The sequence below is a fragment of the Bradyrhizobium sp. B124 genome, assembly GCF_038967635.1.
Classification (GTDB): Bacteria; Pseudomonadota; Alphaproteobacteria; order Rhizobiales; family Xanthobacteraceae; genus Bradyrhizobium.
This window is the reverse complement of sequence record NZ_CP152413.1, coordinates 1,171,383-1,185,338: the sequence shown is the minus strand read 5'-3', so window position 1 is coordinate 1,185,338 and position 13,956 is coordinate 1,171,383. Positions and strand designations below refer to the sequence as shown.

Annotated in this window: 14 protein-coding genes; 12 read left to right on the top strand and 2 right to left on the bottom strand. The window is 65.3% G+C overall.

Annotated elements, in window-relative coordinates:
- Nucleotides 1-9: 9 nt before the first annotated feature.
- Nucleotides 10-1,125 (bottom strand): D-alanine--D-alanine ligase family protein, encoded by a 1,116-nt coding sequence (locus AAFG13_RS05450; RefSeq protein WP_342711358.1) that lies wholly within the window; start codon nt 1,123-1,125, stop codon nt 10-12.
- 255 nt (nt 1,126-1,380) lie between these two features.
- Here AAFG13_RS05450 and AAFG13_RS05445 point away from each other — a divergent pair, with 255 nt between their 5' ends.
- The 12 genes from AAFG13_RS05445 to AAFG13_RS05390 all read left to right on the top strand — a co-directional run bounded on the left by AAFG13_RS05445 (nt 1,381) and on the right by AAFG13_RS05390 (nt 11,618).
- A complete protein-coding gene (locus tag AAFG13_RS05445) occupies nt 1,381-1,932 on the top strand; it encodes an NADPH-dependent FMN reductase (protein WP_092114551.1) in 552 nt (183 codons plus the stop codon).
- A 98-nt stretch (nt 1,933-2,030) separates the two neighbouring features.
- Nucleotides 2,031-2,348, top strand: a complete 318-nt coding sequence (locus AAFG13_RS05440; RefSeq protein WP_092114550.1) for a septum formation initiator family protein — start codon at nt 2,031-2,033, stop codon at nt 2,346-2,348.
- Nucleotides 2,349-2,554: 206 nt separating this feature from the next.
- A complete protein-coding gene (gene pdhA, locus AAFG13_RS05435; protein WP_212314721.1) occupies nt 2,555-3,574 on the top strand; it encodes a pyruvate dehydrogenase (acetyl-transferring) E1 component subunit alpha in 1,020 nt (339 codons plus the stop codon).
- Nucleotides 3,575-3,619: 45 nt separating this feature from the next.
- Nucleotides 3,620-5,014, top strand: coding sequence for a pyruvate dehydrogenase complex E1 component subunit beta (locus AAFG13_RS05430; RefSeq protein ID WP_212314720.1), 1,395 nt, complete (start codon nt 3,620-3,622; stop codon nt 5,012-5,014).
- A 5-nt stretch (nt 5,015-5,019) separates the two neighbouring features.
- The gene (locus tag AAFG13_RS05425; RefSeq protein ID WP_021079261.1) at nt 5,020-5,325 is read left to right on the top strand and encodes a DUF5076 domain-containing protein; all 306 of its coding nucleotides are present in this window, start codon (nt 5,020-5,022) and stop codon (nt 5,323-5,325) included.
- A gap of 2 nt (nt 5,326-5,327) precedes the next feature.
- Nucleotides 5,328-6,686 (top strand): pyruvate dehydrogenase complex dihydrolipoamide acetyltransferase, encoded by a 1,359-nt coding sequence (locus AAFG13_RS05420; RefSeq protein WP_342711357.1) that lies wholly within the window; start codon nt 5,328-5,330, stop codon nt 6,684-6,686.
- A gap of 12 nt (nt 6,687-6,698) precedes the next feature.
- Entirely contained in the window at nt 6,699-6,875 is a 177-nt protein-coding gene (locus tag AAFG13_RS05415; RefSeq protein WP_212314716.1) for a hypothetical protein, read from the top strand.
- Nucleotides 6,876-7,118: a hypothetical protein gene (locus tag AAFG13_RS05410; protein WP_342711356.1), complete on the top strand. Its 243-nt coding sequence runs from the start codon at nt 6,876-6,878 to the stop codon at nt 7,116-7,118.
- A gap of 17 nt (nt 7,119-7,135) precedes the next feature.
- Entirely contained in the window at nt 7,136-8,557 is a 1,422-nt protein-coding gene (gene lpdA, locus AAFG13_RS05405) for a dihydrolipoyl dehydrogenase (RefSeq protein ID WP_342711355.1), read from the top strand.
- Nucleotides 8,558-8,738: 181 nt separating this feature from the next.
- Complete coding sequence (locus AAFG13_RS05400; protein WP_212314713.1) at nt 8,739-9,980, top strand: threonine synthase; 1,242 nt, start codon at nt 8,739-8,741, stop codon at nt 9,978-9,980.
- Nucleotides 9,981-10,059: 79 nt separating this feature from the next.
- Nucleotides 10,060-11,028: a tripartite tricarboxylate transporter substrate binding protein BugD gene (locus AAFG13_RS05395; RefSeq protein ID WP_212314712.1), complete on the top strand. Its 969-nt coding sequence runs from the start codon at nt 10,060-10,062 to the stop codon at nt 11,026-11,028.
- Complete coding sequence (locus tag AAFG13_RS05390) at nt 10,986-11,618, top strand: GrpB family protein (RefSeq protein ID WP_342711354.1); 633 nt, start codon at nt 10,986-10,988, stop codon at nt 11,616-11,618. The genes AAFG13_RS05395 and AAFG13_RS05390 overlap by 43 nt, the downstream gene beginning before the upstream one ends.
- A 51-nt stretch (nt 11,619-11,669) precedes the next feature.
- Here AAFG13_RS05390 and AAFG13_RS05385 read toward each other — a convergent pair whose 3' ends face one another.
- Entirely contained in the window at nt 11,670-13,880 is a 2,211-nt protein-coding gene (locus AAFG13_RS05385) for a lytic transglycosylase domain-containing protein (protein WP_342711353.1), read from the bottom strand.
- Between the last annotated feature and the right edge of the window lie 76 nt (nt 13,881-13,956).

The following is a 13,956-nucleotide window of genomic DNA, read 5'->3' as shown; positions in this document are numbered from 1 at the left end:
GAACCGCGTCTACTCGCGCTCGAATGCCAGCTTCCTGGAGCGCTTGTGACGCTCCAGGGCGTGGCCGATCAGGACATCCATCAGCTCGGATTGCGGCAGGCCGCTGGCCTCCCACAGCCGCGGATACATGCTGATGTTGGTGAAGCCCGGCAGGGTGTTCGCCTCGTTCACGAAGGCCTGCTCGCCGTGCAGGAAGAAGTCGATCCGCGCCATGCCTTCGCAGCCGAGCACGCGGAATGTCTTGATGGCGAGCTCCCTGATGGTTTCGGCAACGGCAGCCGGAACGTTGGCCGGCACCTGCAGCAACGCGCCGTCCGCATCGAGATACTTCGCGTCGTAGGAATAGAAGCCGTGCTTGTCGGACGGAACGATCTCGCCGAGCAGGGAGGCACGGACGCGGCCCTCGGCATCCTCGAGCACGGAGCATTCGACCTCGCGGATCGGCGCGACACCGCGCTCGACCAGGATCTTGCTGTCGAAGCGGAACGCCAGTCTGCAGCCGGCCTCGAACTCCTCCGCGGTGCGCGCCCTCGACACGCCGACCGATGATCCCATGTTGGCGGGCTTGACGAAGACCTCCTGCGACCCCAGCGCCCTGACCGTGTCGTCATAGCTGATGGGGGCCACGGCCGACATCGCGACAAAAGGGACGATCGGCAACCCCGCCTCGCGCATCAGGCGCTTGGCGACGTCCTTGTCCATTCCGGCCGCCGAGCCCATCACGCGCGAGCCGACATAGGCGACATCGGACAATTCCAGCGCACCCTGCACCGTGCCATCCTCGCCGTTCGGGCCATGCAGGACCGGGAAGACGACGTCGAATGCCGGCAATTCCGTTGGTCCCGCCGCCGGTCCCTGGAGTACCACGACGCGGCCCTGTCCGCCCGGCAGCAAGGCGAGTTGTGGTCCCTGGTCCGGAATGGTCAGCGCGCCGCTCCCGGTGCCGGCGCCGTTTCCCGCGTCGGTGACGATCCAGCGGCCATCGCGGGTGACGCCGATCGCCGTGGCGTCATAGCGATCCGGGTCGAGCGAGCGAAGCACGTTTGCGGCCGACGCCCGCGAAACGTCATGCTCGGCCGATCGGCCGCCGAACAGGATTGCAACCCGTGTCTTGCGCTCTCGCATTGTCTTGTCTCTCGGCCGCGGCGGAGGAAGCGGGAATCCGCTGCAGTATGCTCGGACGAAGATGTCGGCAATTTGTTACACAGGCCTAAGTCGGTGTTGCGGGGGCCGGGCGGACGGCTGGAGGCCGGCGTCCAGCCCAATTTTGAAAACACTGCGTTTCCGGAATTGGACAATCCATGCACTTGCATCTTTCTTGCCGTGCCGGTACGTGAAGATGACCAATTCAGTTTCACGTGCACCCCAGGGGTACCTGCAATGGCCTATAACATCGTCACCATCGTCGGCAGCATCCGCAAGCAGAGCTTCTCGCTCAAGATCGCCAATGCGCTGGCCAAGCTCGCGCCGGCCTCGCTGAAGCTCGATGTGACGACCCTCGAGGGCATTTCCTTCTTCAACCAGGACCTCGAGGCGGCGCCGCCGGCGGACTGGCTCGCTTTCCGCGAGAAGCTGCAGAAGTCGAACGGCGTGCTGTTCGTGACCCCCGAATACAACCGTTCGGTCCCGGGCGTGTTGAAGAACGCGATCGACGTCGCCTCGCGGCCCTACGGCAAGAGTTCATTCATCGGCAAGCCGGTCGGAATCGTCTCCAACTCGCCGGGCCCGCTCGGCGGCGTCAGCGCGGCGAAGCACCTGCAGAACATCCTGCCGGGCATTTCAGGCCCGATCCTCGGTCAGCCGGAAACCTATCTCAACGGCGTCGGCGATGCCTTCGACGACAAGGGCGAACTGACCAAGGAAGCGCTCAAGACGGTGTTGCAGCAGTACCTCGACGCCTTCGCCGCCTTCGTCGCGAAGCAGAACGGCTGACCCGGCGCCCCGTTCCGATTGAATCGGAGCGGGGGCTCCAGGCTCGAAAACACTCTGGTTTAGCACTCCGTTAACCGCATGGCCGCATCTTCGCGGCCATGGTTTCCCGCACACGCCTCAAATCGATTCTGACTGGGCTCGCCCTCTACACGCTGGCGGCGCTGATGGTCGGCTATTTCGGCGTCAACGCCTACACCGGCAAATATGGCCTGAACGCGCGGCAGGAGCTCGACCAGGAAATCATCGCGCTGACCTCGGAGCTGGCGCGGCTGAAGAAGGAGCGGGCCGAGGGCGAGCAGCGGGTGTCGCTGCTACGGTCGGACCGGGTCGATCCCGATATGCTGGACGAGCGTGCGCGCTTTCAGCTCGACTACGCCAATCCGCGCGATCTGGTTCGGATCAACAAGGCGAACTGACACCGGCAGTGATTTTTGGACAGCGCTTGTCCGAAATTAACTCGCGCCCGTTCTTCAAATTTCAAAATTGATCAATCAACATCACAAAAATGTCGCGCCGCGTTGCAGTGCGGCATAGCAAAATTCCATCCGGCGAATGCAATCCTTCCAAGGCGATTTGAGTTGGGTTAGAGAGGGTTCTTCGACTTCTCTCACCCGGAATTGCCATGGCCACACCCAAGAAAACCGTCGCAAAGGAATCAGGGCAGGAGAAGGCCGGCTCTCCGCCCGAATTCTCCAGGGAGCAGGAGCTCAAGGCACTGCGGGACATGCTCCTGATCCGGCGCTTCGAGGAGAAGGCCGGTCAGCTCTACGGCATGGGTGCGATCGGCGGCTTCTGCCATCTCTATATCGGCCAGGAAGCGGTCGTGGTCGGCATGCAGATGGCGCTGAAGCCTGGCGACGAGGTCATAACCGGCTACCGCGACCACGGCCACATGCTGGCTTGCGACATGGAAGCCAAGGGGGTGATGGCGGAATTGACCGGACGCCGCGGCGGCTATTCCCGCGGCAAGGGCGGCTCCATGCACATGTTCAGCAAGGAGAAGCATTTCTACGGCGGTCACGGAATCGTGGGCGCGCAGGTTTCGCTCGGCACCGGCCTTGCGTTCGCCAACCGCTATCGCGGCAACGATAACGTCAGCGTGACCTATTTCGGCGACGGCGCGGCCAACCAGGGCCAGGTCTACGAAAGCTTCAACATGGCGGAGCTGTGGAAGCTGCCGGTGATCTACGTGATCGAGAACAATCGCTACGCGATGGGCACCGCGGTGTCGCGCGCTTCGGCGCAGCAGGACTTCTCCAAGCGCGGCGTTTCGTTCAACATTCCCGGCAAGCAGGTCGACGGCATGGATGTGCGCGCCGTGAAGGCTGCCGCCGATGAGGCCACGGCATGGTGCCGCGGCGGCAACGGTCCGATCATTCTGGAGATGCAGACCTACCGTTACCGCGGCCATTCGATGTCCGATCCGGCGAAGTACCGCACCCGCGAGGAGGTCGAGAAGGTCCGCCACGACCAGGACCCGATCGAGCAGGTGCGCAACCGCTTGCTGGCGGCAGGCGTGAGCGAGCAGGATTTGAAGGCGATCGACGCCGAGGTGCGCGAGATCGTCAACGCAGCCGCTGACTTCGCGCAGCACGATCCGGAGCCGGATCCGTCCGAGCTCTACACCGACATCTACCGCTGACCCCACCCGCGCAGAAGAATCTCAAGACCGATTTCGGGAGCTGATATGCCCATTCAAGTGCTGATGCCTGCGCTGTCGCCCACCATGGAGAAGGGCAACCTCGCCAAATGGCTGAAAAAGGAAGGCGAGACCATCAAGTCCGGTGACGTCATCGCCGAGATCGAGACCGACAAGGCGACGATGGAGGTCGAGGCAACGGACGAGGGCACGCTCGGCAAGATCCTGATTCCGGAAGGCACCGCCGACGTTGCGGTGAACACGCCGATCGCCACCATCCTGGCCGACGGCGAAAGCGCCGCCGACCTCGCCAAGGCGCCTGCCGCACCGGCGCCGCAGCCGAAGGCCACGGAGGCTCCCGCCGCGGAAGCCAAGGCGGAAGCGCCGCAGCCCGCGGCGAAGGTGCCGGCCGCGCCGGTCAGCGAAGCCTTGCCCGACCCGGAAATTCCGGCGGGTACCGAGATGGTCACCCAGACCATTCGCGAGGCGCTGCGCGATGCGATGGCCGAGGAGATGCGGCGCGACGGCGACGTCTTCATCATGGGTGAGGAGGTCGCCGAGTATCAGGGCGCCTACAAGGTGACGCAGGGCCTGTTGCAGGAGTTCGGCGCCCGCCGCGTGATCGACACGCCGATCACCGAGCACGGCTTTGCCGGCGTCGGCGTCGGCGCAGCGATGGCCGGGCTGAAGCCGATCGTGGAGTTCATGACCTGGAATTTCGCGATGCAGGCGATCGACCAGATCATCAACTCCGCCGCCAAGACGCTGTATATGTCCGGCGGCCAGATGGGCTGCTCGATCGTGTTCCGCGGCCCGAACGGCGCCGCCGCGCGCGTTGCTGCCCAGCACAGCCAGGACTACGCCGCCTGGTACTCGCAGATCCCGGGCCTCAAGGTGATCGCGCCGTACTCGGCTGCCGACTACAAGGGCCTGCTCAAGGCCGCGATCCGCGATCCAAATCCGGTGGTCTTCCTCGAGAACGAGATGCTGTACGGCCACACCGGCGAGGTGCCGAAGCTGCCCGATTTCGTGGTGCCGATCGGCAAGGCGCGGATTGCGCGCGCCGGCAAGGACGTCACCATCGTCTCCTGGGCGATGGGCATGTCCTATGCGCTGAAGGCCGCCGATGAACTCGCCAAGGAAGGCATCGAGGCCGAGGTGATCGATCTCCGCACCATCCGTCCGATGGACACCGAGACGATCATCAATTCGGTGAAGAAGACCGGCCGTGCGGTGACGGTGGAGGAGGGCTGGCAGCAGAGCGGCGTCGGCTCCGAGGTCGCGTCGCGCATCATGGAGCACGCCTTCGACTATCTCGATGCGCCGGTCGCGCGCGTCTCGGGCAAGGATGTGCCGATGCCCTATGCTGCGAACCTCGAAAAGCTCGCTCTGCCCTCCGTCGCCGAGGTGGTCGCGGCCGCCAAGGCCGTGTCGTACCGGTAACGCTGATGGCCGGTCCCAAGGAGCAGCCGCTGCCGCCCGACGTGATGGGCCGCGACGACGCCGTCGAGGTGCTACGCGCCTTCGTCGTCGACGGCGGCCTGTCGATCGCGTTCCAGCGCGCCTTCGAGGAGCCGGACATGTGGGGACTGATGCTCGTCGACATCGCCCGCCACGCCGCACGCGCCTATTCGCGCGAGAGTGAATACACCGAAGACGAGGCGCTCGCGCGCATCGTCGAGATGTTCGAAGCCGAAATCGCCCGGCCGACCGACATGGGCCAAACCAAACCGCGGTCGCAACAAGGTCACTGACAATGCCGATCAATATTCTCATGCCCGCGCTGTCGCCGACGATGGAAAAGGGCAACCTCGCCAAGTGGCTCAAGAAAGAGGGCGACAAGGTCAAGTCCGGCGACGTGATCGCGGAGATCGAGACCGACAAGGCGACGATGGAAGTCGAGGCGGTCGACGAAGGCACGATCGCCAGGATCCTGGTGCCCGAGGGCACCCAGGACGTGCCGGTCAACGACGTCATCGCCGTCATGGCGGGTGACGGCGAGGACGTGAAGGCGGCGGCCAGCGCCGGAGCGGGCGCTGCACCGGCCGCCAAACCGGCCGAGGCCCCGAAGCCCGCCGCCCAGGCCGCAGCTCCCGCACCGGCGGCTGCGCCGGCGCCGCAGCCGGCCGCAGCGCCCGCCGCCGCGCCGCGGGCTGCTGCACCGGCCGCGCAGCCCAATGGCCACGCCCGCGTGTTCTCCTCACCGTTGGCGCGCCGTCTGGCGAAGGATGCCGGCATCGAACTCGGGCGCATCACCGGCACCGGTCCGCACGGCCGTGTCATCGCGCGCGACGTCGACGACGCCAAGTCCGGCAAGGGCCTGAAGGCGCCGGCGGCTGCGCCGGCCGCCACAGGTCCCAGCATCGCACCGTCAATGTCCGACAAGCAGATCCTGGCGCTGTTCGAGCCGGGCTCCTACGAGGTCGTGCCGCATGACGGCATGCGCCGCACCATCGCGCAGCGTCTCACCGCCTCGGTGCAGAACGTCCCGCACTTCTACCTCACGATCGACTGCGACATCGGCAAGCTGCTCGCCGCGCGCGAGGAGATCAACGCCGCTGCGCCGAAGGACAAGGAGAAGAAGCCGCTCTACAAGATCTCGGTCAACGACTTCGTCATCAAGGCGATGGCGGTCGCGCTGCAGAAGATCCCGAACTGCAACGTCAGCTGGACCGAGGGCGGCATGCTCAAGCACAAGCATTCCGACGTCGGCGTCGCGGTGGCGATGCCGGGCGGCCTGATCACGCCGATCATCCGCAGGGCCGAGACCAAGACGCTGTCGACCATCTCCAACGAGATGAAGGATTTTGCCGCTCGCGCCCGCGCCCGCAAGCTGAAGCCGGAAGAATACCAGGGCGGCACCACCGCGGTGTCGAACCTCGGCATGTACGGCATCAACCACTTCACCGCCGTGATCAACCCGCCGCACGCCTCGATCCTCGCGGTCGGCACTTCGGAGGAACGTCCGGTGGTGCGCGGTGGCAAGATCGAGATCGCGCACATGATGAGCGTGACCTTGTCGTGCGATCACCGCGCGATCGACGGCGCGCTCGGTGCCGAGCTGATCGGCGCCTTCAAGCAGCTGATCGAAAACCCCGTGATGATGATGGTGTGACGGGCATCCGCCATGTACGCGATCTACGGTCCGTACGTCCTGCTCGCCGCCATCGCCGTCGCGTTGCTCTTCGCTGTCAACCGCGACCTGATATCGACGATCCAGTTCAGGATCATGATGACCGGCGCCGCTGTGCTGGCGCTGGCGTGGACCGTGTTCCTCGGTGCGGTATGGCAGGAGTACGGATAGATGGCCGGCACGGCTCGCACGCGCTGGCCCTGGATCTCGCTATTGCTGTCGGCCGCACTGGTGTGCAATCCGGTCGGGTTCGATTTTCTGCGCTCCGCGTTCTTCGCCGGTGAACAGCTGGCGCGGAACATCGCCCAACCGATCGTGCTGACGGCCCTGGCCATCATGGCCCTGGCGATCGGGCTCGAATGGCTGGTCAGGTCATTGATCGCAAGAAGCCGCGCGCGCGGCGTCACAAATTGAGTTGAACGGGAGCCGCCATGGCCGATACATCCTTTGACGTCATCATCATCGGCTCCGGCCCCGGCGGCTACGTGACCGCGATCCGCGCCGCGCAGCTCGGCTTCAAGACCGCGATCGTGGAGAAATCCTATCTCGGCGGCATCTGCCTGAACTGGGGCTGCATCCCGACCAAAGCGCTGCTGCGCTCCGCCGAGATCTATCACTACATGCAGCACGCCAAGGATTACGGGCTGTCGGCCGACAACGTCTCGTTCGATCCGAAGGCGGTGGTGCAGCGCTCGCGCGGGGTCTCGAAGCGCCTCAACGACGGCGTCGGCTTCCTGATGAAGAAGAACAAGGTCACGGTGATCTGGGGTGATGCCACGATCGACGCGCCCGGCAAGATCGCGGTGAAGAAATCGGCGGTCGAGGCGCCGAAGGGCGCGAGCGGCGAGGGCACCTATCAGGCCAAGCACATCATCATCGCGACCGGCGCGCGGCCGCGCGTGCTGCCCGGGCTCGAGCCCGACAAGAAGCTGATCTGGACCTATTTCGAGGCGATGGTGCCGGAGCGGATGCCGAAGTCGCTGCTGGTGGTCGGCTCAGGCGCGATCGGCATCGAGTTCGCCTCGTTCTTCCACACCATGGGCTCCGACGTCACCGTGGTCGAGGTGCTGCCGCAGATCCTGCCTGTCGAGGACGCCGAGATCGCGGGGCTGGCGCGCAAGCGGTTCGAGAAGATGGGCATCAAGATCATGTCCTCGACCAAGGTGACAAAGCTGGAGAAGAAGGCCGACAGCGTGGTCGCGACCATCGACGACGGCAAGGGCCAGCCGCAGACCAAGGAGTTCGAGCGCGTGATCTCGGCGGTCGGCGTGGTCGGCAATATCGAGAATCTCGGGCTGGAGAAGCTCGGCGTCAAAACCGACCGCGGCTGCATCGTGATCGACGGTCTCGGCAAGACCAACGTGCCCGGCATCTACGCGATCGGCGATGTCGCGGGACCGCCGATGCTCGCGCACAAGGCCGAGCATGAGGGCGTGATCTGCATCGAGGCGATCAAGGGCCTGCATCCGCATCCGATGGACAAGCTGCTGATCCCGGGCTGCACTTACTGCAACCCGCAGGTCGCCTCCGTCGGCCTCACCGAAGCCAAGGCCAAGGAGGGCGGCCGCGAGATCCGCGTCGGCCGTTTCCCGTTCGTCGGCAACGGCAAGGCGATCGCGCTCGGCGAGGACCAGGGCCTCGTCAAGGTGGTGTTCGACAAGAAGACCGGCCAGCTGCTCGGCGCTCACATGATCGGCGCCGAGGTCACCGAGCTGATCCAGGGCTATGTCGTGGCGATGAATCTGGAGACCACGGAGGAGGAACTGATGCACACCGTGTTCCCGCATCCGACCCTGTCGGAAATGATGAAGGAAGCGGTGCTCGACGCTTACGGGCGCGTGCTGAATATCTGATTGATGGAAAGCAACCCTAGACGTCGCGTCATCCTGAGGTGCGAGCAGAGCGAGCCTCGAAGGATGCACGGCCCGGATCGAGCAGCTGGGCTCGTCGCCCTTCGAGGGCCGCTAAGAAGCGGCCACCTCAGGGTGACGGGTCTGATATGAGTGAACCAAAGAACAAGAAAGAGCGCATCTCGTGAAAGACAACGACAATCTCACCATCGAACGCCCGACCTTCGTGACCCATCTCGAATGCGCGATGGAGGGCGATCATTATGCAGCCGATCAGGTGCACAACCTCTCGAAGGCCGGCAAGCCGCTCTTGGTGCGCTACGATCTCGCCGGGGTGAAGAAGGCGCTGACCAAGGACGCACTGGCCGAGCGCCCCGCCGACCTGTGGCGCTACCGCGAGCTGTTGCCGGTGCGCAAATGCAAGGACATCGTCAGTCTCGGCGAAGTTACGACGCCGCTGATCCGGTTGCCGAAGCTTTCCTCAAGGCTTGGCGGCGGCGAGATCATCGTCAAGGACGAGGGGCGGCTGCCGACCGGCTCGTTCAAGGCGCGCGGCCTCGTCATGGCGGTCTCGATGGGCAAGGCACTCGGGATCAAGCACATGGCGATGCCGACCAACGGCAACGCCGGCGCGGCGCTCGCAGCCTACGCCACTTCCTGCGGGATCAAGACCACGATCTTCTGTCCGGCGGATACGCCGGAGGTGAATGTCAGCGAGATCGAGCTGCAGGGCGCCACCGTCTATCGCGTCAACGGCTACATCGACGATTGCGGCAAGATCGTCGGCGAAGGGAAAGCAAAAGTCGGCTGGTTCGATACATCGACCCTGAAGGAGCCGTACCGGATCGAGGGCAAGAAGACGATGGGCCTCGAGCTCGCCGAGCAGCTCGGCTGGGACGTGCCCGATGTGATCTTCTATCCGACCGGTGGCGGCACCGGCCTGATCGGCATGTGGAAGGCGTTCGACGAGCTCGAGAAGATCGGCTTCATCGGTTCGAAGCGCCCGCGGATGGTCGCGGTGCAGGCCTCCGGCTGCGCGCCGATGGTGCGCGCCTATGAGGCCGGAACCGAGCATGCGGCGCGCTGGGAGGACGCTCACACCATCGCCTCGGGCATCCGCGTGCCGCAGGCGGTCGGCGATTTTCTCATCCTGCGCGCGGTGCGCGAGAGCAAGGGATTTGCTATCGCGGTCGATGACGACAAGATCACCGCCGCCCTCAACGAGGTCGCGCGCGAGGAGGGACTGTTGCTGTGCCCCGAGGGGGCTGCGACCTATGCCGCCTACAAGCAGAGCCTTACCGACGGCCGCGTCACCAAGGCAGACCGCGTGATGCTGTTCAATTGCGCCAGCGGCCTGAAATACCCGCTGCAGCCGGTGACCCGCGCGCTCGACAGGCACAAGCCGATCGACTTCTCGCAGTTCTGACGCCTCATCCGAAGGGCCATCTTGTTGAAAGGTGGCCCTTCAAAAATGATACGACAAGGAAGATTGAGGGGAGCGCGTGATGCGGAAACTGGTTCTGGCCGTGTTGGCGATGTTGGCGTTCACGGGGACCGTTTCGGCGGAAACCTGGCCCGCGCACCCGATCACCATCGTCGTGCCGTTCGCCGCCGGCGGTCCGTCGGATGCGATGGCGCGTATCCTCGCCGAGCGCATGAAGCAGTCGCTCGGCGAGGTGGTTCTGATCGAGAACGTGACCGGAGCGGGCGGCTCGCTCGGTGTCGGCCGTGCGGTGCGCGCGGCGCCCGACGGTTACACCGTCTCGTTCGGTCATCTCGGCACCCATGTCGCGAACGGCGCGATCTACAAGCTTGGCTACGATCTCGTCGATGATCTCGAGCCGGTGGTGCTGCTGCCGAGCAATCCGATGATCATCGTCAGCAAGAACGCCGTGCCGGCGAAGTCGCTGAAGGAGCTGTTGGAGTGGCTGAAGTCGCGGCCGGCGCCGCCGACCGCGGGCACCGCCGGCGCCGGCAGCGGCAGCCACATCGCCGGGCTCTATTTCGAGAACGTCTCCGGAATCAAGCTGCAATACGTGCCCTATCGCGGCACCGGGCCGGCGCTGAACGACCTCGTCGCCGGCCAGATCGATATCATCGTCGACCAGACGTCGAACTCGATCAACCAGGTCCGCGCCGGCAACATCCGTGCCTATGCGGTCACCGATTCCAAGCGGGTCGCGAACGCGGCTGAGGTCCCGACGGTCGATGAGGCCGGCCTGCCGGGCTTCCACATGACGCTGTGGTCCGGCCTCTGGGTGCCGAAGGGCACGCCGAAAGAGATCGTGGACAAGCTCAACGTCGCGGTGATCCAGGCGCTGAACGATCCCGCGGTGAAGAAGCAGCTCGAAAATCTCGGCTTGCAGATGCCGCCAAAGGACCAGTTGAAACCGGAAGCACTCGGCGCCTGGCAGAAGGCGGAGATTGCAAAATGGTGGCCGATGATCAAGGCCGCCAATGTGAAGGTGGAGTGAGGCTTGCCGGCAACTCAGGCCGGCAAGCGATAGAGGCGCTCATGGAGAAATACGGCGCAGGGGCGATCATTGTCTCCGCCTATGACCCTAACTGGCCGGCGCTGTTCGAGCAGGAGCGGGCGAGGATCCAGGCAGCGCTTGGAGGTCTTGTGCTCGCCGTTGAGCATGTCGGCAGCACGGCGGTACCGGGGTTGCCGTCCAAACCCATCATCGATCTGCTGGTTGGTGTGCCAAGTCTCGACGAGGCACAACAGCGCTATGTCGAGCCGGTCAAGGCGCTGGGCTATGTCTACATGCCACAGTACGAGTCATGGCTGCCGGGCGAGCTGTTCTTCCGCAAGGGACCGCCCGGACCGTGGACCCACCATGTTCATGTGATGCAGCTGTCCCACCCCTGCTGGGAGCAACTGGTGCTGTTTCGCGACTATCTCCGCGCCCATCCCGAGGCCGCGCATGCTTACGCCGACATCAAGCGCGAACTTGCGCGCGCGTCCAACGACGACATTGCTGCGTATCGAAACGGCAAGAGTGCGTTCGTTGAAGCGACGACGGCCCGGGCGCTGGCCTGGAAGACAGAGCGAGAGTCGTAATCTCTCCGGCGCGCGCATTCGCGGGACCGGTGGCCTGCCTGACGGAGGCGCTTACTGCGCGGGCGCCGCATTCGTCTCCTGCCTCACGACGCGCTCGCCGCCCTTTGCCGCCAACGCCGTGCCCGCGTCCTCGAACCGCGCCTGATAGACCGCGAAATTCTCCATCACGCGCTGCACGTAGTTGCGCGTCTCCGAGATCGGAATCCGTTCCACCCAGTCCACCGGATCGACCTTGGGATCGCGCGGGTCGCCATAGGCCTTGATCCAGTCGCGGACACGGCCGCGGCCGGCGTTGTAACCGGCAAAGGTCATGATGTGGCAGCCGCGATATTCCGCCAGCAGCGCACTCAATTCGGCCGCGCCCATCTGGGTGTTGTAGACCGGATCGGAGACCATCCGGCTCCAGTCATAGCTGACGCCGAAACGCTTGGCGGTGTCGCGGCCGGCTTCGGGCGTTACCTGCATCAGGCCGACGGCGTTGGCCGCCGACTTGTCGCGCTGATCGAACGCGCTTTCGGTGCGTGCGATCGAGTAGGTCATGCTGCGCCCGATATCGGGGGCGATCGGGGTGTGCTTGGGAATGCCGATGACCGGGAAAGCGTAGTGGTCGAAGGCAAAGCCCCGCGCCAGCGCAATCTTGCCGATCTGCAGCATGGCGCGGGCATCGTTGTGGCGGCCGGTGAGTTCGCCGAGCGCCTCGAGCATCCCGACATCTGCGCTTTCCTCGGCAAGGTCGGCGGCGAAATAGAGCACGATATCGGGCTCGCCGATCGCGTAGAGCATGTCGGCGGCACGCACGCGCTCGTCGGCCGCCATGCTGGCCGCGCTGGCCGCCGGCGAGGGCGCGTGCAGCTCGACGCCGTCACGGCCGAGCCTGGCCAGCGCGAGCTGACCATAATAGGCGGTCGGGTAGCGCGCCGCTGCCTGGTAGTCGGCCCGCATCGCCACGTTGTTGCCGAGCACCTCGGCGGCGCGACCGCGCCAATAGGCGGCGCGCGCCAGCACGGTCGGGTTGGTCTGGCCCTCGTCGATCCGCGCGAAATGCGCTGCCGCGGTCCTGGCATCGTCGAGATAGCGCAGCGCGATCCAGCCGCGCATGAAGTGCATGTCGGAGCGGTAATAGGGATTGTCCGGCGCCGCCGCGGCACGGATAACGTCATAGGCCGCCTGGTACTCACCCTGGTCGAGCAGCTTGCGGGAGAGGATGCGGCGTTCGCGCCACCACTGGTCGGTGTCCTGCTGCGCCATGGTCTCGGGCGCCGCCGCAATCGTCACGCGCGCCGCATCATCGATCCTGTTCTTCGCGAGCAGCCACTGGATGCGGCACAGCGTGTAGCCGAGGTCGCTGCGGGCGTCCGCCGGCACGTCGTTGAGGGTGTCCTCCGCCTTGCTGGATTGCCCGCGGACCGCGCCGCAAGCCTTCACGATGGCCAGCTCGTCGCTGCCGAGATGCTGCGCCGCGCGCCTCGCGCCGGCGAGATCCTTGGCGCCGATCCGCTTGTCCATGCGCGCGCGATGATCGTCGCGCGTCAGCAGATCCTTGAATGCGTCGTAGGCGTCGCTCTCGGTACGGTCCAACAATTCTTCCGAGCGCCAGGCCTCGCGCACCAGCCGCGTGGCGCCGTCGCGATCGCCTTCGGTGAGCAGCGTGCGGGCGAGGGCGAACTTGCCCTTGGCGCTGATCGGCTGATCGAGCGTGAAGCCGTGAACCGTGGCCGGATCACTGCGCTCCTGCCAGATCCGCGCCTCAGCCCGTTTGCGCAACAGCGTGACGCTTGGCCAGTCCGGGTTGGCCGTGACGAATGCCGCATAGCGGCTGAACGGCGCATTCGACTCCGAGTGGCGCAGCAGATACCACTCGACGAGCTTCCGCCCGACGGGGTCGATGATCTTTGCCTGGATATCGGTCGCCTCGCTGGTCTTGCCCCGGCGCGCCGCGGTGATCGCGTCCCTGACCGCGGCGAGATCGCCCGACAATTGCGGCCCGGCGGGCTTCTCCGGCTCGGGCGCCTTGGTGGTCTCAGCCGATTTGGACGAAGCGGATTTGGCCTTCGCGGATTTGCGCTTGTCGTTGCCATGCCTGGCATGGCGCCGCTTGACGGCGGCACTCTCGCGCGTCGCCTTGGCGCCGTGCGCCTTCTTGTCCCCGTGGCCGCTCTTGGCCTGGTGCTGATGATGCGGTTTGGCGCCTGCCTCAAGCGGAAGCAGCGCGAGCACGGCCACCGTGGCGAGGCACGCCAGCGGACGTAGGCAACGGTTCATTCCCTGGCCCCCCTGAAACGATCAGGCACAAACGGAACGCGTCGTACGCGGCACATCCGCCGCAGATTACTACCAC